The 24,184-nt window shown below is 73.9% G+C and carries 23 protein-coding genes; 11 read left to right on the top strand and 12 right to left on the bottom strand.

Features of this window, described 5'->3' with window-relative positions:
• Nucleotides 1-37: 37 nt before the first annotated feature.
• On the bottom strand, nucleotides 38-3,802 hold the full coding sequence (locus ACFVHO_RS32505) for a helix-turn-helix domain-containing protein (protein WP_385722550.1): 3,765 nt from the start codon (nucleotides 3,800-3,802) through the stop codon (nucleotides 38-40).
• Nucleotides 3,803-4,013: 211 nt separating this feature from the next.
• On the opposite strand from ACFVHO_RS32505, the gene ACFVHO_RS32510 reads away from it, so the two are divergent.
• Complete coding sequence (locus ACFVHO_RS32510) at nucleotides 4,014-4,403, top strand: hypothetical protein (RefSeq protein WP_385722552.1); 390 nt, start codon at nucleotides 4,014-4,016, stop codon at nucleotides 4,401-4,403.
• A gap of 22 nt (nucleotides 4,404-4,425) precedes the next feature.
• On the opposite strand, the gene ACFVHO_RS32515 is transcribed toward ACFVHO_RS32510, so the two are convergent.
• Nucleotides 4,426-5,610 (bottom strand): hypothetical protein, encoded by a 1,185-nt coding sequence (locus ACFVHO_RS32515; RefSeq protein ID WP_385722555.1) that lies wholly within the window; start codon nucleotides 5,608-5,610, stop codon nucleotides 4,426-4,428.
• Nucleotides 5,611-5,920: 310 nt separating this feature from the next.
• Between ACFVHO_RS32515 and ACFVHO_RS32520 the strand changes: the two genes are divergently transcribed.
• Both ACFVHO_RS32520 and ACFVHO_RS32525 read left to right on the top strand, forming a co-directional pair.
• A complete protein-coding gene (locus ACFVHO_RS32520) occupies nucleotides 5,921-7,048 on the top strand; it encodes a lactonase family protein (RefSeq protein ID WP_385722557.1) in 1,128 nt (375 codons plus the stop codon).
• 85 nt (nucleotides 7,049-7,133) lie between these two features.
• Nucleotides 7,134-7,475, top strand: a complete 342-nt coding sequence (locus ACFVHO_RS32525) for a VOC family protein (protein WP_385722560.1) — start codon at nucleotides 7,134-7,136, stop codon at nucleotides 7,473-7,475.
• Nucleotides 7,476-7,533: 58 nt separating this feature from the next.
• On the opposite strand, the gene ACFVHO_RS32530 is transcribed toward ACFVHO_RS32525, so the two are convergent.
• Nucleotides 7,534-8,184: a CGNR zinc finger domain-containing protein gene (locus ACFVHO_RS32530; protein WP_385722563.1), complete on the bottom strand. Its 651-nt coding sequence runs from the start codon at nucleotides 8,182-8,184 to the stop codon at nucleotides 7,534-7,536.
• Nucleotides 8,185-8,310: 126 nt separating this feature from the next.
• Here ACFVHO_RS32530 and ACFVHO_RS32535 point away from each other — a divergent pair, with 126 nt between their 5' ends.
• Nucleotides 8,311-9,288, top strand: a complete 978-nt coding sequence (locus ACFVHO_RS32535; protein WP_385722565.1) for a 2-dehydropantoate 2-reductase — start codon at nucleotides 8,311-8,313, stop codon at nucleotides 9,286-9,288.
• A 91-nt stretch (nucleotides 9,289-9,379) separates the two neighbouring features.
• Here the strand turns inward: ACFVHO_RS32535 and ACFVHO_RS32540 are convergent, their stop codons facing one another.
• The 4 genes from ACFVHO_RS32540 to ACFVHO_RS32555 form a co-directional block, all read right to left on the bottom strand.
• Nucleotides 9,380-9,967, bottom strand: a complete 588-nt coding sequence (locus ACFVHO_RS32540) for an isochorismatase family protein (protein WP_385722568.1) — start codon at nucleotides 9,965-9,967, stop codon at nucleotides 9,380-9,382.
• An 89-nt stretch (nucleotides 9,968-10,056) separates the two neighbouring features.
• Nucleotides 10,057-10,773: a DUF2470 domain-containing protein gene (locus tag ACFVHO_RS32545; protein ID WP_385722571.1), complete on the bottom strand. Its 717-nt coding sequence runs from the start codon at nucleotides 10,771-10,773 to the stop codon at nucleotides 10,057-10,059.
• A gap of 204 nt (nucleotides 10,774-10,977) precedes the next feature.
• A complete protein-coding gene (locus ACFVHO_RS32550) occupies nucleotides 10,978-11,637 on the bottom strand; it encodes an MBL fold metallo-hydrolase (RefSeq protein WP_385722573.1) in 660 nt (219 codons plus the stop codon).
• Nucleotides 11,637-12,722, bottom strand: a complete 1,086-nt coding sequence (locus ACFVHO_RS32555) for an S-(hydroxymethyl)mycothiol dehydrogenase (protein ID WP_385722576.1) — start codon at nucleotides 12,720-12,722, stop codon at nucleotides 11,637-11,639. Before ACFVHO_RS32555 ends, ACFVHO_RS32550 begins: the two co-directional genes overlap by 1 nt.
• A gap of 109 nt (nucleotides 12,723-12,831) precedes the next feature.
• Between ACFVHO_RS32555 and ACFVHO_RS32560 the strand changes: the two genes are divergently transcribed.
• The gene (locus ACFVHO_RS32560) at nucleotides 12,832-13,665 is read left to right on the top strand and encodes an ABC transporter permease (protein WP_385722579.1); all 834 of its coding nucleotides are present in this window, start codon (nucleotides 12,832-12,834) and stop codon (nucleotides 13,663-13,665) included.
• A 10-nt stretch (nucleotides 13,666-13,675) separates the two neighbouring features.
• A complete protein-coding gene (locus ACFVHO_RS32565) occupies nucleotides 13,676-14,167 on the top strand; it encodes a glutathione peroxidase (RefSeq protein ID WP_385722582.1) in 492 nt (163 codons plus the stop codon).
• 15 nt (nucleotides 14,168-14,182) lie between these two features.
• Here the strand turns inward: ACFVHO_RS32565 and ACFVHO_RS32570 are convergent, their stop codons facing one another.
• The 3 genes from ACFVHO_RS32570 to ACFVHO_RS32580 form a co-directional block, all read right to left on the bottom strand.
• Nucleotides 14,183-14,821 carry a GNAT family N-acetyltransferase gene (locus tag ACFVHO_RS32570; RefSeq protein ID WP_385722585.1) on the bottom strand — a complete coding sequence of 213 codons (639 nt, stop codon included), beginning with the start codon at nucleotides 14,819-14,821 and terminating at the stop codon, nucleotides 14,183-14,185.
• 223 nt (nucleotides 14,822-15,044) lie between these two features.
• Nucleotides 15,045-15,638 (bottom strand): cupin domain-containing protein, encoded by a 594-nt coding sequence (locus ACFVHO_RS32575; protein WP_385722588.1) that lies wholly within the window; start codon nucleotides 15,636-15,638, stop codon nucleotides 15,045-15,047.
• Between the two features lie 47 nt (nucleotides 15,639-15,685).
• Nucleotides 15,686-16,435, bottom strand: coding sequence for an AraC family transcriptional regulator (locus ACFVHO_RS32580; RefSeq protein ID WP_385722687.1), 750 nt, complete (start codon nucleotides 16,433-16,435; stop codon nucleotides 15,686-15,688).
• 261 nt (nucleotides 16,436-16,696) lie between these two features.
• Here ACFVHO_RS32580 and ACFVHO_RS32585 point away from each other — a divergent pair, with 261 nt between their 5' ends.
• From ACFVHO_RS32585 to ACFVHO_RS32600, 4 genes are all read left to right on the top strand, one after another.
• Nucleotides 16,697-17,881 carry an MFS transporter gene (locus ACFVHO_RS32585; protein ID WP_385722689.1) on the top strand — a complete coding sequence of 395 codons (1,185 nt, stop codon included), beginning with the start codon at nucleotides 16,697-16,699 and terminating at the stop codon, nucleotides 17,879-17,881.
• Nucleotides 17,882-17,981: 100 nt separating this feature from the next.
• Nucleotides 17,982-18,530, top strand: coding sequence for a GNAT family N-acetyltransferase (locus tag ACFVHO_RS32590; RefSeq protein ID WP_385722591.1), 549 nt, complete (start codon nucleotides 17,982-17,984; stop codon nucleotides 18,528-18,530).
• Nucleotides 18,531-18,717: 187 nt separating this feature from the next.
• Nucleotides 18,718-19,923 carry a D-alanyl-D-alanine carboxypeptidase family protein gene (locus tag ACFVHO_RS32595; protein WP_385722594.1) on the top strand — a complete coding sequence of 402 codons (1,206 nt, stop codon included), beginning with the start codon at nucleotides 18,718-18,720 and terminating at the stop codon, nucleotides 19,921-19,923.
• Nucleotides 19,920-20,933, top strand: a complete 1,014-nt coding sequence (locus ACFVHO_RS32600) for a Gfo/Idh/MocA family protein (RefSeq protein WP_385722597.1) — start codon at nucleotides 19,920-19,922, stop codon at nucleotides 20,931-20,933. The genes ACFVHO_RS32595 and ACFVHO_RS32600 overlap by 4 nt, the downstream gene beginning before the upstream one ends.
• A gap of 7 nt (nucleotides 20,934-20,940) precedes the next feature.
• On the opposite strand, the gene ACFVHO_RS32605 is transcribed toward ACFVHO_RS32600, so the two are convergent.
• Together ACFVHO_RS32605 and ACFVHO_RS32610 are read right to left on the bottom strand one after the other, a co-directional pair.
• A complete protein-coding gene (locus tag ACFVHO_RS32605; protein ID WP_385722600.1) occupies nucleotides 20,941-21,663 on the bottom strand; it encodes a siderophore-interacting protein in 723 nt (240 codons plus the stop codon).
• A 95-nt stretch (nucleotides 21,664-21,758) separates the two neighbouring features.
• Nucleotides 21,759-22,172 (bottom strand): SsgA family sporulation/cell division regulator, encoded by a 414-nt coding sequence (locus ACFVHO_RS32610; RefSeq protein ID WP_385722603.1) that lies wholly within the window; start codon nucleotides 22,170-22,172, stop codon nucleotides 21,759-21,761.
• Nucleotides 22,173-22,361: 189 nt separating this feature from the next.
• Here ACFVHO_RS32610 and ACFVHO_RS32615 point away from each other — a divergent pair, with 189 nt between their 5' ends.
• Nucleotides 22,362-24,170 carry a sigma factor gene (locus ACFVHO_RS32615; protein ID WP_385722605.1) on the top strand — a complete coding sequence of 603 codons (1,809 nt, stop codon included), beginning with the start codon at nucleotides 22,362-22,364 and terminating at the stop codon, nucleotides 24,168-24,170.
• The last annotated feature ends 14 nt before the right edge of the window (nucleotides 24,171-24,184 follow it).

The raw sequence follows: 24,184 nt of genomic DNA on the forward strand, positions 1-24,184 counted from the left end.
CTCCCCGGGCACCGAGCCGCAGCCCGCAGGAGGTCGTTCAGCACGTCTCCTGGTAGGGCACGCCTGGAATGTGCCGCGCCCACTGGGCGCGGGTCGGGCCACCGGCGGCTCGACGGCAGACCTCGGGGACGCCGTTGTCCGCCGTGACCGTGTAGCGCCGGACGAGGGTGTGCCGACCGGCCACGTCGACGGCGGTTCCGTCCGGGCCGAACGCGACGGAGGTGATCCAGTCGCCGGACGTGAGCAGGTCACCGCCGATCTGTCGTCCCGTCTCGGTGTCCCACACCTGGAGCGCGCCCTGCACCCCGGCGACGGCGAGCCGGCTCCCGTCCGGCGAGAAGGCCAGCGCGGCCACGGACTGCCACGAAAGGTCGCCGCCGGACACCCCTGGCAGCGTACGAAGCCGCTTCTCGCCCCGCGCGTCCCACAGGTACACGTCCCCCATGAGGCTGCCCAGAGCGAGGAATCGGCTGTCCTTGCTGAAGACCAGTGCCCCTGGGGACATGGCGGAGGGCATGCGGCGCGCCCTGCCCGAAGGCGCCGGGAAAAGGATCGGTTCCTCCCCTCCTTCCAGGGCTGCGACCAGCTTGTTGTCCGCGCGGAACACCGCCTTGGTCAACTCCTTGCCTGCCAGCGCCCCCAGCCTCCTGCCGCTGTCCACGTCCCAGATCTCCCCGCCCTTGTCCCTGGTGGCGGCAAGGCGCGTGCCGTCAGGCGAGAGGGCGACGCTCCACACCGTCCCGGGCGCCTTGAGCGTGCGGACGACTCGCTGCTCCCGCGCGTCCCACACGCTCACCCGGTCGTGTCGCGCGAAGGCCAGCAGTCGGCCGTCGGCGCTGAGGGAGACCAGGTCCTCGGTGGTGATGCCATAGAGGCTTTCGTCGTGGAACTTGGGGAGCGTGACGACGTGGCGGGGCCTTCTGGCCGTACTCCTGTCCGCTATCCCGACGTCCACCGTCTTCCTGTGGCGTTCGACTGCGACGAGCACGTTGCTGTTCGCGCTCAGCAGTGGCCATAGGTCCTGCTGGGGTCGCCAGGGGGAGACCACGGCCGGCCCGATGTCGAGTGTCCGCACGACGTCCCCGGTCGGGCCGCCCGTGCCGAGATATCGCACCGCTCCGCCCTTCACATCGAGGGCGAGCTGTTCGACCTGGTCGTGGTCGAGCGGGTGGCGCCACACCGGTTGCTTCGGCCGGTCCGCGCGCCAGAGCACGATCTGCTCGTCGCTGGCACCGGCCACGAAACGGTTGTCGTCGCTGAACACGATGTGGTCGAGCGGTGCGCGTGGCTCGTCGGCGGGATCCCGGCCCTCGATGGGTGGCTCGAGGTGGAGCCGGGGCAGTTCACGGCCCGAGTCGGTGTCCCAGCGGCGTACTCCGGTGTCGTCGGCGACCGCGACCGTGCGGGTACCGAAGACAGGGGCACCGCCACGTCGGCAGGCCGTGTCGACTCCCTTGCCGTGCAGCGTGCGTGCGGCGTCGGCGCGGACGTCCCACGCCTTGAGCGCGCCGCCGCGCTCGGGACACCACGCCACGAGGCGGTCACTTGCCACCATCCGATCGTTGAGCCCCACGACCCGCTTGAAGAGACGCTTCCGCAGCCGGACGTCCCACAGTTCGTGGAGGGCGCCCTCTTCATCGATGTCGGCGTTCTCATCCGACGTCCCAGGGAAGCCGCTGGTCAGCAACGTCCTGCCGCCCCTGCCGAAACTCAGCTCCCCGATCGAGCTCCCTGCCCTGCGCTTGGCCAAGGGCTTGCCGCTGCGCATGTCCCACACCTGGATCGAGTCCGCCTCCGCGCCCGTGGCCAGCCGCGCGATCATCTTTCCGTCGGGGCTGGGGATCACGTCGTCATCCGTGTTCGGGGCCACCCTGACCGTGCGGGCGCGACGCGTGCTCACCTTCCATGCGGTGACCCGGTCGTCCTGCCGGTTGATCACGACATGGCCGTCTTCGCTCAGCCTGATGACGCCGGTCCGCTCGGCGGTGGGCACGGAGAACACGTCCCGCTCCCTCTGGCCCAGGGAGCTCACCACGGCCGACCGCGTCTCGGGCGTCTCGGCGATCCGCCAGGCGGCCACGCTCAGCCGCATGGCGAGCCGGGGATCGCTGAAGCGCAGGGTTTCCGCGAAGGAGGCAAGCCGCTGCGCCTCGGCGCGCAGGCGCTGGCGGTCGTTGGTCTCGCTCTGCCGCCACGCCATCAGGCCGGCGGTCAAGGCAAGGACCAGCAGCAGCGACAGACCGACCGTCAGTCCCCGCAACCTGCGCGTCGTGCGCGCGGCCCGCGCGCGTTCACGATCCCGCTCGGCCGAACTCGCGGCGAGGAAGCACCTCTCCAGTTCGTTGAGTTCGTCCCCGTGCGACGGGCTGCCCAGTTGCTCTTCGGCGGTGGCCAGGCGGGTGCCCCGGTACAGGGCCCCCGCGTCCCGGGCGAGTTCGTCCCAGGCGCGGGCGGCATCGGTCAGCCGGCGATGGGTGATGAGGCGTTGACGATCCTCCTCGATCCACGCGTGCAGGCGCGGCCAGGCGGTGATCAGGGCCTCGTGTGCGAGGTCGACGGTGTCGTCGTCGACGGTGACGAGCCGGGCGCGGACCAGTTCGGCCAGGACCGCCGCGACGGCCCCCTCGTCATGGAAGTCCCACTCGTCGCGCCGCACCGGGCGTCGTGTGTCGGGCGAGCCTTCCCCCGGCGAGATCAGACGCAGGAACAGCTGCCGGGCCACCTCCTGGCGGCTCCCCGACAAGCCGGTGTAGATCTCCTCGGCGGTCTGCGCGACCGCGCCCCGCAGACCACCGCTCGCCTCGTAGGCTCCCACGGTCAGCAGGCGCGCCCGGCGGCGGCGCCATGTCTCCCGGAGCACGTGGGACAGCAGGGGCAGGCCGCCCGGCTCCCCTTCCACCTCGTCGACGAGCCGGGCGGTCAGGGCCCGCTCGACGCTCACGCCCGCCGCCTGGGCGGGCTTCACGATCGCCGCCCGCAGCCCTTCGCGGTCCATCGTGCCCACCGGCAGGCTGCTCCGCCGCACCGCGTCTTCCAGGCCCGGATCGGCCAGACAGTGCGGGTAGAAGTCGGCCCGCACCCCCAGCACCACGCGCAGCCGCGTTGCGGGATCGTGCGCGGCGAGCAACTGGGCGATGAAATCGGCGCGTTCACCGGGCTCGTGGCAGAGGGTGAAGACCTCCTCGAACTGGTCCACCACCAGCCAGGTGTCTCCCTCGCCGGGCGCGGGGGCGAGTGCGCGCCCGTGGGTGCGCGACGGACACTCCCCCGGGGTGAGGATCCGCACCGCCGCGGGCCGGAGGGATCCTTCGAGGTCTCGCAGACGCGGAATCAGTCCCGCTCGCAGCAGGGACGACTTGCCGCTGCCCGACGGGCCGAACACCACCACGACACGGTGCTCCCCCACCTCGCGCAGCAGTTCCTCGGTCAGCTCGTCGCGGCCGAAGAAGACATCGGCGTCGCCCACGTCGAAACGGGCCAGCCCCCGATAGGGAGGCGGCTCCTCTCCGTCGTCCGACGGGACGTGTTTCTGCCGGGCTTCCGCCGCGGCCGCCTCACGCCAGCGCTGTTCCCACTGCTGTGGGTCACCGCCGCACGCGCCGACGTACGCCAACATCACCGGCAGCGAGGGCAGTTGCTCCCCCGCGGCGGCCCGCGACAGCGTGGCGGCGGAGAACTCCGCCTGCCGCGCCATCCTCCGATAGGTGATCCCGCCCGCTTCCCGGCGCAGCTTGCGCAGCTCGGAAGCGAACTGCTGCGTTGGTCCCTGTCCCGGATCGATGTCGGTCTCCGGACGCCCCATGTCGCTGTCCTTCCCCCGTGCCGTCCGCGTGAGCGGCGGCGGCTCATCCCAGCACGCCCCCCGCCACCGGGAAAGCCCCCATCTGGCCAACCCGGGCTTGTGAGCTGCTTTGATTCACGTCCGGGACCCGGCAGCGCAACAACTCCCGCCCTGATGAGGTCGATGGCGAACCAACAGAACTCGTCAGACCCTCACAGGCAGAAGGAGAAGCATGCGCACTCGCAGGAAGATCGCCACGGCCCTCGCCGCGGGGACCATGACCGCAGGACTGCTCACCGGGGGCGCCCTCACGGCCTCGGCGGACGTCGCCCCGATGTCCTGCTACGGCAGCGCGAAGAACTTCAGCACGACGAACAAGGTGTGGCCGGCCTATCCGAACTGGGCCAGGACCACCGCCCATTGCGCCGACGTCAACGTGAAGGCCCGGGTCGGCGCGTACGTGAAGGCCTGCTTCGACAGGGGCCCGGGCCAGCCGCACAAGTGCTACGCCAAGCGGTGGCTCTCACAGGGCGTGTGGGACACCGCCGTGACCGACGTGCCGAACGGCAAGAAGTTCTACCTGAAGTTCGACCGCAACACGAGCGGCCTCATCGCGTACTGACACACCGGCCGACGCACGGCGGTCACCTCCCTTGCGGGCGTGGCCGCTGCGCGGCGGTCGGGGCGGGGCCGCAGTGGGGGCGGGTGCGTCCGGCGTACGAGCGGGCCGCGACCAGCAGCCCCCAGCCGAGCCCGCCGAAGGCGAGGCCTCCGAACGCCACCATCCAGACGAGCCCGGAGCCGGTCGTGAACACGCCTTCCGGCTCCGGCTCCGGCAGCAGCCCGACGGCCATGAGCAGGGATCCGAACGTGAGCAGCGTCCCGTACAGGGCGAGAGCGAACCCCGTGAGCCAGGCCGGGACCAGCGGCAGCAGCCGGGGCACGCGCCGACCGGCCAGCGGCAGGGTCCAGCGCGGAAACACCTGGCCCCAGCGGTGCGTGAGGCCGAGTGTCAGGAACACCCCGAGCAGCGCGGCGAGCACCGTCACGTCCACGCCCACCGAGGCGAGCGCCCGCGCGCCGCCGGTCGCGTCCGCCTCCATCTCGTGCTGCCAGGCCTCCCCGCTCACCCCGATCGCGTCGCCGCCGAAGAGCCAGACGGTCTTCACGACGGACCACGGCAGCAGTCCGCACAGCAGGAGATGCGCCGTCACGCGCGTCCTGCGGGGCGCGGTGGACGCTTCGGGGTGGCTCAGCGGCCCCTCGCCGTCGCCCGCGTGCGCGTCGCCGCAGCGGGGGCAGCGCCCGCGCAGCCGACGGCCGTACGAGACGGCGACCATGCCGAGCAGGACCGTCCCGGGCGTGAGCAGCAGGAGGTTGGCGAGTCCTGTGGCGCTCTCCAGGCCCGAGCCCGACAGGAGGACGACGACGTAGAGAGGGAGGCCGATCACGCCCCAGCCGAGCGCGGGGATCAGCACGGCGAGCGCGATGCCCACGGCGCGGCGGGCCCGGCGGGCGAGAGGCCTGGTCGTGGCAGGGGCGACACCGGCGGCGAGCAGGGCGAGGGCGGCCAGGAGGAGTTGGAGTGCGGCCGGGGTGTGTCTGTCCCCGGCGATCGGTACGACGGTGCCGGTGGCGGCCCACAGGGTCTGGACCATGGCGTACGCGACGCCCCAGGCCGCGGTGGCGCGTGGCGCCCAGGCGGGCCAGCGTCGCCACCATGGCGCGGGGCCCGGCGCGGGTGGGGGCGTGGCGGAAGCGGAGGACGAGCGGGGTGGCGGCGGGGCGGGCACGGTGTCGGTGCGGGTGGTGCGGGTGGGGAGCGCCACGAGGTCCTCCGGAATGCGGCTCGACGGGAAGCGGCCAGGCCACACCGGGGGCCTGTGCCTGAGACCCTGCCGTCCGGCCGCGGCCCGCACATCGCTCCCATGGACCACCCTCCTCCCCCGCACGGCGGAAGAAGGCGCGGGAAAGCGCGGGGACGCGGAGGGAAGTGGAGGAGAACGCGGAGAATGGCGTTGCGCATGTTGCAACTCAAGTTGCACCTCTTGCCTGTTGACGGGGTTCGGGGCCACTGTGTCTGCCACGCCTGCCACATCCGTCATCACTGACCCGCGAGGTGGAGTCATGAGTGGAGTCATGAACAGAAGGCGGTTCCTCGGTACGAGCCTGGCCGCGGCCACGGCGGTGACGACCGGCGTCGCCGCGGCCGCGCCCGGCCCGCGCGGCCGACGGCCCCTGTTCCTCGGCACGTACACCTCGCAGTCCGGCGGCGGCAAGGGCATCGGGCTCGCGACGTACGACGAGGAGACGGGCGGTGTCACCGGCGTCGGCACACTCGGTGGCGTACCGGATCCGTCGTATCTGGCGGCCCATCCGTCGGGGCGGACGCTGTACGCCGTCAATGAGCGGGAGCAGGGCGGGGTGACCGCGATCGCGCTCTCCCCCGACGGCGACCACCGCGTCCTCGGCACGCGCGGCACCGGCGGCGCCGGACCCTGCCATCTCTCCGTGCACCCCGGTGGCCGGTGGCTGCTCAGCGCCAACTACACGTCCGGCAGCGTGGCCGTGCACCCCGTCGACGCGTCCGGCGCGCTCGGCGAACGCACCGACCTCGTCACGCACTCCACGCCCCCGCCCGGGCCGGGGCAACAGGGCCCGCACGCGCACCAGATCGTCACCGCGCCGGACGGCCGGTACGTGCTCGCCGTCGATCTGGGCACCGACACGGTGTACACGTACCGGCTGGACACGAAGGCCGGAAGGCTGAGCCGCGTCTCGTACGCCACGGTGCGGCCGGGCGCGGGGCCTCGGCACCTCGCCTTCCATCCGTCGGGGCGGTTCGCGTACGTCGCCAACGAACTCGACAACACGGTCGTGGTCTGCGGCTACGACCCCGCGACCGGGCGGCTCTCGCCGGGCGAGCCGCAGTCCACGGGGACCCGCCCCGGCGTCACCAGCTACCCGGCGCAGCCCGTCGTGACCGGCGACGGCGCCTTCGCCTTCCTCGCCAACCGCGGCGACAACAGCCTCACCCGGTACGCCGTCGAGCGCGACGGGGCCGGCCTGCGGCTGCTCGGCACGGTGCCGGTGGGCGGGGACTTCCCTCGGCACATCGCCCTCGCCCCTTCGGGACGGCTGCTGTTCGCCGCGAACCAGCGGTCGGGGTCGGTGAGCGTCTTCCGCGTGGACGGGCGCACCGGTGAACTCGCCCTCGCCGGGACGCCGTTCGGGGCGCCGATGGCCGTGTGCGCGTTGCCGTTGTGAGGCGGAGCGGCGCGTCTCCGTCGTGAGGCGGGGCGAGGCGTTTTCGTTGCGATCCGGGGCGACTCGGGGCTTCTAGCATGGCCGCATGGCCCTTGATCTCTTCGCAGGAATCCCCGTCAGCGACTTCGCGGCGGCCCTCGCCTGGTACGAGCGGCTGCTCGGCACCCCGCCGACGTATGTCGCGAGCGACACCGAGGCGGTGTGGGAGCTCGCGGAGCACCGGTCGATCGCCGTCGAGGAGCGGCCGGAGCACGCGGGGCACGCCCTGCACACCGTCTTCGTCGACGACTTCGACGCCCGGGTCACGGGGATGGCCGCCCGGGGCGTCGAACCCGTGTGGCGGGAGACGTACGGCAACGGTGTGCGCAAGGCCCTGTACCGGGATCCCGACGGGAACGAGATCGGGTTCGGCGGGGCCCCGCTCTGACGTGATGCCCTTCGCGGCCGGGCGGCCGGGCCGGTCGCCGTTGCTCCTGCCGTCCGGGTCAGTCGGCCCGCGTACCACCGCGCGAGCGCGTCGTCGTCCCGCCGCGCCTGCGGGCCCGGTACTCCGCCATCTTCGCCCGCGCCCCGCAGGCGTCCATCGAGCACCAGCGCCGCGCTCCCGCCCGGCTCTCGTCGACGAACAGAAGGGTGCAGTCGGCCGCGGCACACTCGCGGATCCGCCCGGACAGCGGGCCGCCGAGCAGATCCGCCGCGTCGCGGGCCAGCAGGCCGAGCAGGCCGCGGGTGTCGAGTGCGGGCGGCAGCGGCCGGGGGGTGCCGTTCCCGTCGAGGGTGAGGCCCGTGCCGGGGAGCGGCCGTGCCGTCCACTGGTTGAGCAGGTCCAGGTCCTTCGCCTCGGGCGCGGTGGCCTCGCGTGCCGCCGCCGCGATCCGGTGCACGGCCTCACGAAGCGCTCGCGCCTGCGCCAACTCGGACCGCGAGACCGTCATGTGACGCTCTGTCAGACCTGCCTCGCGAAACCAGCGGGACAGGTCCGACGGGTCACGCAGCCGTTCGATGCCGTCCTGCCCACGCCTGCCGACGGTCGCGGTCAGGTTCAGCGACGTCCGGCCGCCGCGCCAGCGGAACTCCCGGTCGGCGGCCGACGGTTCACTGTCCGCTGCCGCGGGGGCGGTGCGCGCCTTCGTCATGGCCGCACGCTAGCAGCGTTACCCCATCAAGGAGTAACTCGCTAGGGTGGGCGGCCGGGTCGCCGAGCGCGCGGCCCGGCCGGGTGCCGCGCGGTGGCCCGGCGTCGGCACACGGGGAGGTTCTTCATGGCGGAGACGGCGCGGGACACGGGCGGGGCGCTGAGGGTCGCGGTGGTCGGCACCGGCGGCGTGGGCGGCTACTTCGGCGGGCGGCTCGCGGAGGCCGGGCACGACGTCGGGTTCGTCGCGCGCGGCGCCCATCTGGAGGCGCTGCGGCGCGAGGGCCTGACCGTCGAGAGCCCGGCGGGCGGCTTCACCGTCGCACCGGCGCGCGCGAGCGACGACCCCCGCGACATCGGCGAGGCCGACGTGGTCCTGCTGTGCGTCAAGACCTGGCAACTGCCGCCCGCCATCGCCGCGTTGAAGCCCCTGGTCGGCCCGGACACGGCGGTGGTGACCCTGCAGAACGGCGTCGAGGCGCCGGAGCAGGTGGCCAAGGAGGTCGGCCGGGAGGCGGTCCTGCCCGGCACCGCGAAGATCCTGGCGCAGTTGGACGGCCCCGGCCGGGTGCGGCACATGGGCGGCCCGGGCGCCCTGGCCTTCACGGAGTGGGACAACCGCGCCACGCCCCGCGTCGAGCGGCTGCGCGCGGCGCTCGCCGGAGCGGGCGTGAACGTCACCGTGCCCGACGACATCTGGGCCGAACTGTGGTCCAAGTTCCTGTTCGTGGTGCCCTTCGGCGGCCTCGGCACGGTGACGGACGCCCCGTTCGGGGTGCTGCGCTCCCGCCCGGGCACCCGGCGCCTCCTCGTCGAGGGCATGACGGAGATCGAGCGGGTGGCACGGGCCATGGACGTCCGCCTCCCGGACGACATCGTGACGCGCACCCTGGACTTCGTCGACCAGCAGCCCGCCGAGGGCACCTCGTCGCTCCACCGCGACATCCGCTCCGGCCGCCCGTCCGAACTGGACGCGTGGAACGGCTCGGTGGTGCGCCTGGGCGGTCGCACGGGGACGCCGACCCCCGTCAACGGCTACCTGTACGAGGTGGCGAGCGTGCTGGCGGCCCGGGCCGGGGAGCCGGGCGGGGGCAGCGCGGGCTGACGGCCACCGCTCCCGGGACCGAGCACTCCCACGGCCCAGCACTCCCGTGGTCCGGCGCCGAGGCCGACGCCGGACCACGAGGGCCGTCGCCCTACGGCGCGACGAAGCTCACGTCGTCCACGCTCGGCACGATCTCGACCTCGTCACCGAGCGCCCACTCCGCGACCCGCGACACCGTCGCCGCCGGGACGGCGTCGCTGATGCCCGGCGCCGCGGGAATGTCGTACGTCCCGTGCGCGTCATGGGCGATGACGAGGCGGAAGTCCAGGTCCAGGGCGGTGCGCGCGGTGGCGCTCACGCACATCTCCGACATGACACCGCAGACGGTGAGCGAGGTGACGCCCTCCTCCCGCAGCACGTCCTCCAGTTCGGTCTCCTCGAAGCCGTCGTCGACGGTCTTGCGGAAGAGCAGTTCACCGCGCTCGGAGTCCACCGGGAAGTGCAGCTCCCACGTGGGCGTGCCCGGTTCGTCCAGGGAGTCGTCCGGGCCGTCGTTCTGCAACTGGATGACGAGCGCGTCGGCGGCCCGCGCCTTGGCGAGGAGTTGCTCGACGCGCGACAGCAGGTGGCGCGCGCCGGGCACGGCTTCGTCACCGGTGACGAAGCCCGACTGGGTGTCGATGATGATCAGGGCCTGAACAGGCTCGACGGGTTCGAATTCTGCGGAGGCGGGACTCATGTGGCCCATCATCCCCGCGCGTTGCGGGCACCCGACACCGGGGTCCGCTCACGCGTGCGAGTCCTGTGCCCGCCGGTCCGGGGCGGGCCTCAGGACTCGGGCGGCGCCGGGCGCAGCACGGGTCGGCGCAGCAGCCGGGCCTTGGTGAGCAGGGTGTGCATGCGTTCGGTGACCTGGCCGAGGTCCTCGACCGGTTCGTGGAACGGCAGCCGCACGTCGGCCTGGCTGCTGACGCGTTCCAGACGCAGGGTCAGGCCGTGCCGGTCGATGGCGAGGGGTTTGACGTCGACCACTCCGGCGAGGCTGTCGGCGGCGACGAGCCGGGTGAGCTGCTCGACGGCCTCGGGGTGGGAGTCGGCCAGGTGCGTGAGGAGCCGGGCCTCCGCGTGCGCCAGCGGGTCGGCGTCGGCGAGCGCGAACTCCTCGAGGTCGATGCCGGTGCGGCCGTTCGCGTCGTGCAGCACCGCGCAGGCGGGCTCGAAGACGAGGTGGTCGCGGGTCGCCGTGAGGGTCCCCGACAGCCAGAGCCGGGAGCGCACCCGGTCCCTGACCGGCACCGGCGCGACGTCCGCGAACTCCACGAGCGTGGACGGTTCGCCGCGCGGGGCGCAGATCAGCGCGGCGGCGAGGGCGCTGTCCTCCGGCGGGTGCAGCAGCACCGTGCCCCGCTCGCTGACGGTGTGGGCGCCGACCAGGTCGTCTCTGCCGATCTCCGTGGTCACCGCGCAGGACCAGGCGGTGGCGAGCACGGAACGGGCGCGCGCCGCTGCGTTGGGCATGGTCGTGCTGACGTGTCGGACACCCATCCTCAACCTCCATTAGGTAAGCCTTGCCTAACTTATCGGAGATCGTGTCGCGCTGCCAGCACGCGTGCGGGGTGTCGTGAACGCGTCCGGGATGTGACGCGCGTACGACGAAGGCCACCCCCGAGCCGTGCTCAGGGGTGGCCCGTACGCCGTGGTGGGCGGGCCGGAACCGAACGGTCCGGCCCGCCGGAGACCCGTGGCGGGTCAGTGGCCGCGCGCGATCCACTCCTCCAGGTGCGGCGCCTCCGCCCCGACCGTCGTGCTGTCGCCGTGCCCGGTGCGCACCACCGTCTCCGGCGGCAGCGTCAGGAGCCGGTCGCGGATGGAGTCCACGATCGTCGGGAAGTCGCTGAAGGACCGGCCCGTCGCGCCCGGGCCGCCCGCGAAGAGCGTGTCCCCGGTGAAGACCGTGCCGAGCGAGGGGGCGTACAGACTCACCGCGCCCCGGCAGTGGCCCGGGGTGTGCAGGACCCGCAGCACCGTCCCGGCGACGGTCAGCTCCTGCCCGTCGGCCAGCTCGCCGTCCGGCGCGCGGTCGGGGTGGGTGAGCTTCCACAGGTCCAGGTCGTCCGGGTGCAGCAGGACCGGTGCGCCGGTGCGGTCGGCGAGCGCGGGCGCCGCGTCGACGTGGTCGTCGTGGGCGTGCGTGCACACGATCGCCACCAGGCGCCGCTCGCCCACGGCGGCCGCGATGGCCTCCGCGTCGTGGGCGGCGTCGATGACGACGGCCTCGTGGTCGTCGCCGACGATCCAGACGTTGTTGTCGACGTCCCAGGTGCCACCGTCCAGCGAGAACGTGCCGGAGGTGACGAGGTGGTCGACGCGCGCGCCGCCCGCCGCCGCGGAACCTTCGGACGCGGCCATCAGAAGACCACCACCGAGCGGAGGACGTCCCCGTGGTGCATCCGCTCGAAGGCCTTCTCGACCTCGTCGAGCGCGATCGTCTCGGTGACGAACGCGTCCAGGTCGAGCCGCCCCTGCCGGTACAGGTCGATGAGCATCGGGAAGTCGCGCGAGGGCAGGCAGTCCCCGTACCAGCTGGACTTGAGCGCGCCGCCGCGCCCGAAGACGTCGAGCAGCGGCAGGTCGATCCGCATCTCCGGCGTGGGCACGCCGACCAGGACGACCGTGCCCGCGAGGTCGCGGGCGTAGAAGGCCTGCTCGTACGTCTCGGGGCGGCCGACCGCCTCGATGACGACGTCGGCGCCGAAGCCGCCGGTCAGCTCGCGGACGGCCTCGATGGGGTCGCTGGTGCGGGAGTTGACGGTGTCGGTGGCGCCGAGGCCGCGGGCGGTCTCCAGCTTCCGGTCGTCGATGTCCACGGCGATGATCTTCGCGGCCCCCGCGAGCCGGGCACCGACGACGGCGGCGTTGCCGACGCCGCCGCAGCCGATGACGGCCACCGAGTCGCCGCGCCCCACCCCGCCGGTGTTGATCGCGGCGCCGAGCCCGGCCATCACGCCGCAGCCGAGCAGGCCCGCCGCGGCCGGGGACGCGGCCGGGTCCACCTTCGTGCACTGCCCGGCGGCGACCAGCGTCTTCTCCGCGAACGCGCCGATGCCGAGCGCGGGCGAGAGCTCGGTGCCGTCGGTCAGGGTCATCTTCTGCTTCGCGTTGTGCGTGTCGAAGCAGTACTGGGGGCGGCCGCGCTTGCAGGCGCGACACTGGCCGCACACGGCACGCCAGTTGAGGATCACGTAGTCGCCGGGCGCGACCTCGGTGACGCCCTCCCCCACCGACTCCACGACGCCCGCCGCCTCGTGCCCGAGCAGGAACGGGAACTCGTCGTTGATGCCGCCTTCGCGGTAGTGCAGGTCGGTGTGACAGACCCCGCACGCCTGGACCTTCACCACGGCTTCGCCCGGCCCCGGATCCGGCACGACGACTGTCTCGATCCGTACCGGCTCGCCCTTCGCGCGTGCGACCACGCCCCGCACTTGCTGCGCCATGAATCTCGCCCTTCTCTCGCCTGCGTCACTCCGTCCGGCGCCGCGGCCCCAGGGGCCCGAAACGCGCCGGTACGAGGAGCCTAAGGCCCCCCGCGCCTAGGGTGAGGACGTGCGTGAAATCGCTGCTCAGAGCCTGCTGCCCGTCAACGTCACGCTCGCCGTCGTGCTGGTCGTGCTGCTGTTCGCCGCGGCGGCGGTTGCCGCCGTGTTCCGGCTCTCGCCGGACGGGTCGCGGGGCCGGGCGCGGGAGATCGCCGTGGCCGGGGTGCGGGCGACGGCCCAACTCGCCGCGGTGTCGCTCGTGATCGGCTGGGTGGTCCACCACACGGCGGCGCTGTTCGCCTTCCTGCTGCTGATGTTCGCCGTGGCCACCCGCACGGCCGGACGGCGCATCACCCCGAACGGCACCTGGTGGTGGGCGGCCGTGCCCATCGCCACGCCCGTCGTCCCGGTCGTCGCCGCCCTCACCCTCGCGGGACTCGTGCCCGTTCGCGGCATCGCGATGATCCCCGTGACCGGCATCCTCATCGGCGGCGCGCTCACGGCGACCGTCCTCGGCGGCCGACGCGCCCTGGACGAACTGCGCACCCGGACCGGCGAGTTCGAGGCGGGCCTCGCCATCGGCCTGCCGGAGCGCGACGCCCGCCTCGAAGTGATCCGCCCCGCCGCGTCCGACGCCCTCCTGCCGGGCCTGGACCAGACCCGCACCGTCGGCCTCGTCACGCTGCCCGGGGCGTTCGTCGGCATGCTGCTCGGCGGCGCCTCGCCGGTGCAGGCGGGCGCCGTGCAGCTCTTCGTCCTGATCGCCCTGATGGCCGTGCAGGCCCTGGCCGTGGCTCTGACCGTCGAGCTGGTCGCGTACGGGAAGCTGCACCGCGACGAGCCCCAGGACGCCACCGGGACGCCCGGTGCCGCCGGGTCCGGCCGTGCCGCCGACGCGTAGGCTCCGCCTCATGTCTGTTTACGACGCAGTAGAGATCGACACCCTCCAGGGCGGCCCGGCGAACCTGTCCCAGTACCTGGGCAAGGCCGTCCTCATCGTCAACGTCGCCTCCAAGTGCGGGCTGACCCCCCAGTACGCGGCTCTGGAGCGCCTCCACGAGACGTACGCCGCGCGCGGCTTCACCGTCCTCGGCGTGCCCTGCAACCAGTTCCTCGGCCAGGAGCCCGGCACGTCCGAGGAGATCGCCGAGTTCTGCTCGGCGACGTACGGCGTGACCTTCCCCATGACGGAGAAGGTCGACGTCAACGGCGACGCACGGCACGCGCTGTACGAGCGTCTGGTGCCGACGGCGGACGCGGAGGGCCACACCGGGGACGTGCGCTGGAACTTCGAGAAGTTCCTGGTGGACGGCTCGGGCAAGGTCGTCGCCCGCTTCTCCCCGCAGACGGAGCCGGACGCCGCGGAGGTCGTCTCCGCGATCGAGGCGAACCTCCCCGCCTGACGCGCCCGCGCCTGATCAGGGCCGGTACACGCACTCCGTCAGCGGCGTGCTGAGCCGCCAGCCCAGCGTTTCGTACAACGCGCGCCCGTCGTCGGTCGCGCCCAGGACGCCCACCCTCGCCCCGCGCGCCAGAGCCTCGTCGGCGAGCGTCCGCATGACGAAGCCACCGAGGCCGCGGCGGCGGTGGGCCTCCTGGGTCACGACGCGGTCCACGACGCCCGCCTGCCCGAGGACGGCCATCTGCCCCTGGGCCGCGAGTCCCCCGACGGCGTCGTGCACGCGCACGAAGGTGACGCCGTCGTCCGTCTCGACCGACGTGGTGTAGCCGTCGGGCGCCACCGGCTCCGTGCGCCGGAGCCCGACCGTCATCAGATACCCCGACTCCTCCTCGTCGACCACCCAGCCCTCGGGGAGCCACGGCTGCGCGTCGCGCGGCTCCCCGGGAAACTTGAGCCAGGTGTACGGCGCCTCGACCGAGGCGGCCGCCGCGCGCACCGTGGCCGCGCTCGGCTCGGGCAGCACGAGACGGCCGACCTCCTTGGGGTCGGCCACCGCCACTTCCACGTACAGCCCCCAGGGCAGCTCCGTCGGCCGGGGCGTCCGACGTGACAGGGCCCAACCCGCCACCCAGGTCCTGACCAGTTCCGCGACCATGAGTCCCCTCCCAGGATGGGCACCGCCCATCTCGAATCTCGCCGTCTGCGATAAAGCCGTGTGCGAAAAGCCGTGTGCGATAAATTGGACTGTAGTCCAGAATACTGTCCACAGCGAGTGAGAGGCGGCCCGTCGGCCCATCCCCTGGGCGCGGACAGCGGAAAGCCCCACGGACGAGCGTCCGTGGGGCAGTTGGGCCTCGGCAGGCGTGAGGGGCGCGGCGTCAGTAGAGGCTGGAGAACAGCACGACCACCATCTGCGCCGGTTCGTCGCCGTCGTTGCGGAACGTGTGCGGATGACCGGCCGACCACTGGATGCGGTCCCCGGCGCGCAGCGTGTGGTCCACGCCGTTGTAGCGGGCCACGAGGGTGCCGCGGGTGACCATCACGAGGTCGGTGCCCTCGTGCCGGAGGTCCTCGGTGAGGCCGCAGCCGGGGGCGAAGTCGCCGGTGACGACCTGGTATCCGAGCTCCGGCGAGCGCAGCACGCGGTAGACGACGCCCGGCGCCCGGTCCAGAGTCTCCTGGTCCTCCCTGGGGAAGACGGAGGGGGCGGACCGGCCCCGGGAGAACCCGAGGAACGAGCCGACGTCATGGCCGAAGACCTTCGCGAGACGGCCGAGCCGCTCCAGGGCGATGTCGGTCTCGCCGCGCTCCAGGGACGCGAGGAAGGACACGGAGAGGCCGCACTCGGCGGCGACCTGACGCAGTGACATGCCCCGCTGGGTGCGCAGCCGGTGCAGCACCTCGCCGGGGGGCGGAAAGCCCAGCTCCGGATCCCGCACGGAGGGACGGGGCGAGGGGTCCGGAGCAGCCATGACGGCATCCTAAGCACCCGGGGCGCCCTCCCGGTCCGGGGCCGTGGTCAGGGGCGGCGGTTGTGGGTGCCCGGCGTGTACCCGAAGGACCTGCGGAAGACGTCGATGAACGCGCTCGGCGACGACCAGCCGCAGCGCCGCGCCACGGTGGTGACGGGCGTGTCGTCCGCGAGCATCCGCAGGGCGTGGTAGAGGCGCGACTGGGTGCGCCACTGCGGGAAGGTCATGCCCAGTTCGGCGCGGAAGAGGCGGCTGAGGGTGCGCTCGCCGACACCGGTCGCGGCGCCGAGCGCGGCCAGCGTGCGGGGGTCCTCGGGGTGGTCGTGGACGAGGGCGCAGACCGCCGCGAGGCGGGGGTCGGACGGGGTGGGGAGCTGCATCGGCGCTTGGGGCGACGCGCACAGCTGGTCCAGCAGGACCGCGCGCAGACGGCGGCGTTCGGGGCCGGTGTCGGTGGGGACGCGGGTGTACTCGATGATCAGCTCGCGCAGCAGCGGGCTCACGGACAGGACGGTGGGCGCGTCCAGGCCGAGCGGGTTCTCGCCCTCGGGGAAGCCGACGAAGTACGCGTTCAGGCGGCCGTGGGCGCGATGGGCGTGGACGGTGCCCGCGGGCACCCAGATGGCGCGGGTCCCGGGCGCGAACCACGTGCCCGCCTCGGTGGTGACGGCGACGACCCCGTTTCCCGGCAGGACGATCTGGTGGTCGTCGTGATGGTGGGCGTCGATGCGCTGACCGGCCGCCAGGGTCCGGACGTGGGTGGGTGCCTTGGGGGTGTGGCGGACGGCTTCCGGCACGGGCGGTGCCACCTCCGGGGCGGTCTGCGGCGGGCGGTCGACATGGCCTCCGGCGGGCTCTCGGCCCGGCCGGGGCGGGTCGCCGCCACCCTGGCGGATCATCGATACAAACTGGCACTTTATCGGAAGCCCGACAGCGGGAATCCTCGCAACGATCGAAGCGTGCCCACAGACAGGACCACGGTCCCACCCCGCCGCCGCCCCCGCACCGGCCCCGGTTCCGCGCCGGGACGACGCGCCCGCGACAGACCCCTCACCCTCATGGCCCTCGGCCACGCCTGCGTGGACGTCTACCAAGGGTCGGTCGCCGCGCTGGTGCCGTACTTCGTGGCCGAGCGGGCCTACTCCTACGCCGCCGCCTCCGGCATCGTCCTCGCCGCCTCGCTCCTCTCGTCGGTGGTGCAGCCGCTGTTCGGGGCGCTCACCGACAAGTGGGCGATGCCGTGGCTGCTGCCGGTGAGCACGCTGGTCGGCGGCGCCGGTGTCGCGCTCAGCGGCGTCGGCGGCTCGTACGCCCTCACCCTGGCGGTCGTCGCGGTCTCCGGGATCGGGGTCGCCGCGTACCACCCCGAGGCCGCCCGGGTGGCGCGCCTCGCCAGCCGGGGCAGCCACACCGCGATGGGGTGGTTCTCCCTGGGCGGCAACATCGGCTTCGCCACGGCCCCGTTGCTGGTCGCCGCCGTCGTCGCCACCGGCGGCCTGGGGGCGTCCCCGCTGCTCGTCGTCCCCGCCGTCGCGGGCGCGGCGCTGTGCGTGGCGGCACTGCGGGCCCTGCGGGCACCCGGGGCGCCGACAGCCCAAGGACGCGGCGGGGACGCCGACGGCAGCGACGACTGGCCGTCCTTCCTCCGACTGTCCGGTGCCGTGGTGTGCCGCTCCATCGTGTTCGTCGGGCTGAGCGCGTTCATCGCGCTGTACGTGCGCGAGCGCGCCTTCGGCGGGGAGTTCGCGGGCACGGCGGCCCTGTTCGTGCTCTACGTCGGCGGGGCGGTGGGCACGGTGGCCGGGGGACGGCTCGCCACCCGCTACAGCCGCGTGCCGGTCGTGCGGTGGTCGTACGCGCTGAGCGTCCTCGCGGTCGCCGGGGTCGTCCTCGTCCCCGGCCCTGCCCTGTACCTCTTCGTCGCGCTCACGTCCGCGTGCCTGTACGTGCCCTTCTCGCTGCACATCACGCTCGGCCAGGACTACCTGCCCCGGCACATGGGCACGGCCAGCGGCGTCACGCTCGGCCTGACCGTCAGCGTCGGCGGCCTCGCCAGCCCCCTCATCGGCGCCCTCGCCGACACCACGTCACTCCAGGTCGCCCTCGCCCCGCTGATCGCCCTGCCCGCCGTGGGCTGGCTCCTGCTGCGCCCGCTGCGCGAGCCCGCGACGCCTTGCTACGATCCGTCGACGCGTGCGCCTTCCGCGCCCGCCCAGGACTGCCGCTCCGACGAGGGAGGTTGATGAATATGGCCCGCCAGGCCCTTCGTCAGCTTGCCCTTGTCCGGGCCGCGCAGGGACAGTGAGTCGCGGCCCGGTCGTCTGAACCGACCAGGAGTTCCGCATGTCTTCTCCCACTTCCCCCACTCCCCCCTCTTCCCCTGACCACTCCTCCGACCCGGCCACGGGCCTGACCACGGACCGGCTCGTGCTGCGCCCCTGGACGCCGGACGAACTGGCCGCCGTCGTCGGCGACTCCCGCCGCGCCGACTGGGCGCCGGACTTCCCCGCCGAGGGCGACCGCGTCATCGCCGGTTTCCTCACCGAGCACCCCGAGGGCCTCAGCCCCTACGGCCACCGGCTCGTGGCCGAGCGCGACAGCGGCCTGGTGGTCGGCTCGATCGGGCTCTTCTGGCCGCCCAGCGACGGCGCGATCGAGATCGGGTACGGCATCGTCGGCTCGCGCCGGGGCCGCGGCTACGCCTCCGAAGCCACCCGTGCACTGGCAGGGTTCGCCCTGACGGCGCCCGGCGTGGACGCCGTGTACGCGAACGTGGAGCTGTCCAACCCGGCCTCCGTACGCGTCCTGGAGAAGGCCGGACTGCGGCGCCTGAGCTCGGACGCGACCACGGCCCGGTTCCGCGCCGTGGCCGAGGACTTCGCCCGGCCGTAGCCGTCCGACGCAGCCGTGGGCCGCACCGACCCGGCGCGACCCACGGCTCCCCGGCCGCGGCCGACCCGGGCTCGCCGTCCTCGCGCGGGCCGTGCGGACCGCCCGGGCGGAGCAGCCCGACGGCGGCGTACATCCACCCGGGCCAAGCCGATCTGCGCAGTTGGGAGCCCGCTCCTACGGTGGCTGAATGGTCATCAGGTACCTTTCACGCCCGGCCCGGCGCGCCACCGCGGTGCGTGCCACAGCCCTCGCCACCGGGGCCCTGGTCTGCCTCGCGGGACCGGCCGTCGGCGCCGAACCCACGCCTCCGAAGCCGCCGCCCGCGTACTCCTCGTCCCTGCTCGACCGGCCCGGAACGCAGGTGCGTCCGGGACCCCGCACACCCGCTCTGCCCCGCGGCCTCACCGCCCTGTCCTGGGTGGTGTCCGACGCCCGGACGGGCGACGTGCTCGCCGCGCACAACGCGCACCGCCGACTGCCGCCCGCCTCCACGCTCAAGTCCCTGTTCGCGCTGACCGCGCTGCCCCGGCTGCACCCCGACACGCGGCACACCGTCACCGACCGCGAGCTGTCCCGCGTCGGCGGCGGCAGCAGCCTGGTGGGGGTCGCCGCAGGGCGCAGCTACCGGGTCTCCGACCTGTGGCGGGGGGTGTTCCTCAGCTCAGGCAACGACGCCGTGCACGTGCTCGCCGGGATGAACGGCGGCTGGGACCGCACCGTGCGGCAGATGCGCGACAAGGCCCGCTCGCTCGGCGCCCGCGACACCCACGTGGTCTCACCCGACGGCTACGACGCGCCGGGGCAGGTGTCGTCCGCGTTCGACCTGGCGGTGTTCGGCCGGGCCGGGCTCGCCGACCCGCAGTTCGCCCGCTACTGCTCGACGGCCGTCGCGCGCTTCCCCCACGGCAACTGGTCCTACCCCATCCAGAACACCAACCGGCTCCTCACCGGCGCCGACGGCGTGGCCCGCTACCCCGGCCTGATCGGCGTCAAGAACGGCTACACCAGCGGCGCCGGGAACACGCTGATCGCCGCCGCGCACCGGGGCGCGCGCACGGTCCTGGTGACAGTGATGAACCCGCAGCGGGGCGGCCACTCCGTGTACGAGGAGGCCAGGTCGCTGCTCGACTGGGGCTTCGCGGCGTCCGGCCGGGCACGGCCGGTGGGCTCGCTGGTTCCCGCCAAGCCCCGCAAGGCCCCGGACCGGGTGCGCCAGACCGCGGCCGCCGCGATCGTGCCGCCCGCCGCGACCGACGACGGCTCCGACTGGACCGCCCTCGTCCTGGTCGGTGTCGGCTCGACCGCGCTGATCGCCGGGTGCGTGGTGATCGTGCGGCGGCGGGCGGCTACGGTGGCCCGACGCAGAGCACTGGGAGGGGAGTTCGTGCCGTGAGCGAACCGTTGGGGGTGGCCGTCCTCGGCGCCGGTCACATGGGCGCCGACCATGTGCGGCGCCTGGCGCGGTCGGTGGCCGGGGCCCGCGTGGTGGCCGTGGCGGACCCGGACCGGGCGCGGGGCGAGGCGGCGGCCGCCGGGATCGAGGGCGTGCGCGTGCACGCCGACGCGCTCGCGGCCCTCGCCGAGCCCGGGGTGCGGGCCGTCCTGGTGGCCTCCCCCGACCACGCGCACGAGGAGGCGCTGCTCGCGGCCCTCGCGCGCGGCCTGCCGGTGCTGTGCGAGAAGCCGCTCGCCGCCGACGCCCGGGCCGCGCTGCGCGTGGTCGAGGCGGAGGCGCGCGGCGGGCGGCGGCTGATCCAGGTGGGGTTCATGCGCCGGTACGACACCGAGTACCGCGAGCTGAAGGCACTCCTCGACAGCGGGAGCATCGGCCGGCCGCTGATGCTGCACTGCCGCCACCGCAATGTGTCCTCGCCCCCGCACTTCACCTCCGCGATGCTCATCAGCAGCTCCGTCTCGCACGAGATCGACGCGGCGCGCTGGCTGCTCGGCCAGGAGGTCACCGCGGTGACCGTGCTCCGGCCACGGCCGTCGGCGAGCGCTCCGGCCGGGCTCCAGGACCCGCAGCTCGTGCTCTTCGAGACCGAGGGCGGCGCCCTCGTGGACGTGGAGATCTTCGTCAACTGCGGGTTCGGCTACGAGGTCATGTGCGAGGCGGTCGGCGAGCGCGGCAGCGCCCGCATCGGCGACGCGCCCGCCATGGTGGTGCGGTCGGCGGGCCGCGCCCGGCAGGACATCGCGCAGGACTACGTGGCGCGGTTCGCCGACGCCTACGACCGCGAGGTGCGGGAGTGGGTCGCCGGGGTCCGCGAGGGGCGCGTCGCGGGTCCGAGCGCGTGGGACGGGTACGCGGCCGCCGCCGTCGCCGAGGCCGGGGTGCGGGCGCTCGCCGACGGCGCGCGGGTCGCGGTCGACCTGGCGGAGCGGCCCGCGCTCTACCGCTGAGGCGGCGTCAGGCCGGGCCGGGGCGCCAGTATCCGAGCGCGTGCAGGCGGTGCCGCGGCACGGCGAGTTCCTTGCGGGCGTACGCGGACAGGGACCGGGTCGTCGTCGTGTCGCAGGTGATCCACACGTATGCGTCGGGCTCCTCCTCGACGGCGGCCGCGAGCCCGGCCCTGGCCTCCCGGTCGACGCCGGTGCCGCGCTCGACCCAGTGGACGTCGTGGCGTTCGGGGTCGACGCGCAGGTCCAGGTCGCGGTCGTCGGCGTGCTGGGTCTCGAACCAGATCGTCGCGGGGGTGTGCGGCATCGCGCCGAGGAGCGAGTTGATCGCGGGCAGCGCCGCCGCGTCGCCGACCACGAGCAGCCGTGACGGCGTAGGGGTCGGGACCTCGAAGCCGGTGCCCTGGACGGTCGCGTCGATGGTGTCGCCCGCCTCCGCCTTGCGCGCCCATTCGCTGGCGGGGCCGTCGTGCAGCGCGAACTCCAGGCTGAACGTGCCGGCCTCCGCGTCGGGGTCGACCAGCGTGTAGGCGCGCTGATGCGGCTTGCCCGCGTTCTCGAACCACAGCCGCACCCACATCGTGGGGTGCACGCCGGTCGCCGCGAGCATGCCGCCGTCGGTGAGGTGAAGGCGGCGATAGTGCTCGGTCACCTCGTCGGCGCCGGTCACCGTGAAACGGAAGTCCTTGCCGCGCAGCAGCTTGAGGACAACGCCTTCCCAGCCGTGGCCCACCCTGGTCCCCTCCCTAGGAACACTCGACCATACTTGATCGAGTTAGGGCAGCCTAACCTATCCGGCGACGGTGCGACCCACCGCGTTCGCGCCGTTCACACTCCGCCGAGCAGCCTGGTGAGCCCCTGGTCCAGATCCCGCCCCGCCTCCTCGCGGCCCGAGCCGACGACGGCGTACGAGCGCATCAGGAAGCGGCGCAGCGCGGCCCGGTCGAACTGCACCAGGGCCAGGCCGTGCGGCGCGTGGAACTCCAGGACGGTCCGCTCGCGCCCGCACGGCCAGATGTGCACGTCGCCCGTACCGGCCGGGGCGCCGAGCCCCTCCTCCAGCAGGCCGCGGGCGAAGACCCAGGTGACCTCGGCGCCGTCGAGGGACACCTCGGGCGGGAAGGTGACCTGCACGGCGAGGGGGTCGGACGCGGCATAGCGCAGCGACACGGGAATCGGCCGCTCGCGGCCCTCGGGAGTGATCAGACGGGCGCGGGCGGACTGCTCGAGCGTGACGGCCATGGTCGATCCCCACTTCTCCTGTGCTCCTGCTTCCTTGCTCTTTCGACCCCACAGCGGGTGCCCGCATTACGGGAGTGCACAGAGAGATCTCTGTGACCTGCGCCACTCCCCCATGATAAGTCGGACATTTCTGGCCTAGGCTTCCGAACTCGTCCCCATCCCCGCAGTGGGACAGGAGTGTGTCCTGCCATGTCAGACGTCCCCGCAGACGTCCCGCCCGACGTTCCCGCGGACACCGCGCCCGGTGTTCCCGCGCAGGCGTCCGGCGCCGCGACCGCCGCCTATGCGCGCGTGTACGAGGCCGAACACCCGCGGCTCGTCGCGTACGCCCGGTCCCTGACCGGCAACGCCTGGATCGCCGACGACCTGGTCGCCGAGGCGCACTTCCGCGTCTGGCGGCGCCTCGCCGCCGGGCACGAGATCGAGAACGTACCGGCGTACCTGATGACGACCGTGCGGCACCTCGCGTCGTCCGCGGGGCGCGCCGCCGCGCGCGAGACTCCGCGCGACCCGCAGGACACGGGCCAGGCGGAGACCCTCGACGTCACCACCGTCCCCGACGGCGGCGGCGACCCGGCGGCCCGCGTCTCCTCCGTCGACCTGCTCACGCGCGTGCTCGGCCAGTTGCCCGAGCGCTGGGTGAAGGCGCTGTGGCTCGCGGAGGCCGAGGGCCAGCCGCTGGAGGCGGTCGGGCGCGGCATCGGCGCCGGGAGCGGGGCCACGGCGGTGCTCCTGCACCGGGCGCGCGAGGGCATGCGGCAGGCGTTCCTGCGCGCCCACCCCGGTACGCCCGAGAACCCGGCGTGCGAGACCCACTGGGACCGGATGCCCGCGCACATCCGCGGCGAGGCGTCCCCGCGCCAGTCCGAGACCCTCGTCGACCACCTCGGCGGCTGCGCCGACTGCCGGGCCCGGCTCACCCTCCTGACCCGCGCCAACAACCGGCTGCCCGCCCTGGTGGGACCGGCGCTGCTGATCTTCGCGCTCGGCGGCGCGGGCAAGTTCCTGGTGCCGCTCGCGGCCGGGGCCACAGCGGGGGCCGGTGTCGCGGCGTCCGCCGCCGGGTCCGGTTCGGCGGGGCATTCGGGCCTGCTGCACGGCGTACGTCATGTCCTCACCGGTGGCGGGAAGCTGCCCGTCGCCGTGGCGGGGGCGATAGGCACGACGGCGACCGCGGCCGCCGTCGCGGCGGGCCTCGTCCTCAGCGGCGTCGGCACCGGCTCGGCACCCGCGCGGGCCACGGCGGCGGAGAGCGGCAGCGCCCACGCGCCCCGGCCGTCCGCCGCGCCCGGCGAGGCGTCGGCCCCCGGGGACGGCGGCGGGGCCGTGCCGCAGCCCAGGAGCGAGGCGCAACCGGCGGCCCCCGCCCCGGACGCGGCAGCCCCCGACGTGACGCCTCCCGACGCGGCGGCTCCGCGGCCCCCGGCGGTGGCGCCGCCCGCGCCGGAGCAGGCGGCCCCACCGGCGCCTGTAGCACCCGTGGCACCCGTTCCGCCGGGCGCGCCCGAAGCGCCCGCGCAGGCCCCCGCGCCCGTCCAGCCCGACCCCGTCGCCCCGGCTCCCGAGCCCACCCGGCCGACGGAACCCCCCGAGCCGGAACCGACCCCCACGCCGACACCGACGCCGACACCGACTCCAACCCCCACTCCGGTCGACCCCACTCCCACCCCCACTCCGGTCGACCCCACGCCGACTCCCACCCCGACGCCTACTCCCACGCCGCCCCCGACACCGAGTCCAACCCCCACGCCCACCCCGACTCCAACCCCCACCCCCACTCCGGTCGACCCCACTCCTACCCCCGTCGATCCCACGCCTACGCCCGTCGACCCGACGCCTACTCCCACCCCGACACCGACTCCCACGCCGACCCCCGTTCCCACTCCCACCCCCACCGATCCGCCACCCACCACGAACCCCGTCTGTCACTGGGTCGGGCCGATCCTCATCTGCTACCGGGGCCAGTGGGTCCTCGACGAAGCCGGAGCGAACGGGTAGGAGTACGAGGCGTG

The organism is Streptomyces sp. NPDC127108 (assembly GCF_042677545.1).
GTDB lineage: Bacteria > Actinomycetota > Actinomycetes > Streptomycetales > Streptomycetaceae > Streptomyces.

Coding starts and splice junctions, on each gene's coding strand:
- ACFVHO_RS32505 (WP_385722550.1), bottom strand. CDS start 3,802: ATGGGGCGTCCGGAGACCGACATCGATCCGGGACAGGGACCAACGCAG.
- ACFVHO_RS32510 (WP_385722552.1), top strand. CDS start 4,014: ATGCGCACTCGCAGGAAGATCGCCACGGCCCTCGCCGCGGGGACCATG.
- ACFVHO_RS32520 (WP_385722557.1), top strand. CDS start 5,921: ATGAACAGAAGGCGGTTCCTCGGTACGAGCCTGGCCGCGGCCACGGCG.
- ACFVHO_RS32525 (WP_385722560.1), top strand. CDS start 7,134: ATGGCCCTTGATCTCTTCGCAGGAATCCCCGTCAGCGACTTCGCGGCG.
- ACFVHO_RS32530 (WP_385722563.1), bottom strand. CDS start 8,184: ATGACGAAGGCGCGCACCGCCCCCGCGGCAGCGGACAGTGAACCGTCG.
- ACFVHO_RS32535 (WP_385722565.1), top strand. CDS start 8,311: ATGGCGGAGACGGCGCGGGACACGGGCGGGGCGCTGAGGGTCGCGGTG.
- ACFVHO_RS32540 (WP_385722568.1), bottom strand. CDS start 9,967: ATGAGTCCCGCCTCCGCAGAATTCGAACCCGTCGAGCCTGTTCAGGCC.
- ACFVHO_RS32545 (WP_385722571.1), bottom strand. CDS start 10,773: ATGGGTGTCCGACACGTCAGCACGACCATGCCCAACGCAGCGGCGCGC.
- ACFVHO_RS32550 (WP_385722573.1), bottom strand. CDS start 11,637: ATGGCCGCGTCCGAAGGTTCCGCGGCGGCGGGCGGCGCGCGCGTCGAC.
- ACFVHO_RS32555 (WP_385722576.1), bottom strand. CDS start 12,722: ATGGCGCAGCAAGTGCGGGGCGTGGTCGCACGCGCGAAGGGCGAGCCG.
- ACFVHO_RS32565 (WP_385722582.1), top strand. CDS start 13,676: ATGTCTGTTTACGACGCAGTAGAGATCGACACCCTCCAGGGCGGCCCG.
- ACFVHO_RS32570 (WP_385722585.1), bottom strand. CDS start 14,821: ATGGTCGCGGAACTGGTCAGGACCTGGGTGGCGGGTTGGGCCCTGTCA.
- ACFVHO_RS32575 (WP_385722588.1), bottom strand. CDS start 15,638: ATGGCTGCTCCGGACCCCTCGCCCCGTCCCTCCGTGCGGGATCCGGAG.
- ACFVHO_RS32585 (WP_385722689.1), top strand. CDS start 16,697: ATGGCCCTCGGCCACGCCTGCGTGGACGTCTACCAAGGGTCGGTCGCC.
- ACFVHO_RS32590 (WP_385722591.1), top strand. CDS start 17,982: ATGTCTTCTCCCACTTCCCCCACTCCCCCCTCTTCCCCTGACCACTCC.
- ACFVHO_RS32595 (WP_385722594.1), top strand. CDS start 18,718: ATGGTCATCAGGTACCTTTCACGCCCGGCCCGGCGCGCCACCGCGGTG.
- ACFVHO_RS32610 (WP_385722603.1), bottom strand. CDS start 22,172: ATGGCCGTCACGCTCGAGCAGTCCGCCCGCGCCCGTCTGATCACTCCC.
- ACFVHO_RS32615 (WP_385722605.1), top strand. CDS start 22,362: ATGTCAGACGTCCCCGCAGACGTCCCGCCCGACGTTCCCGCGGACACC.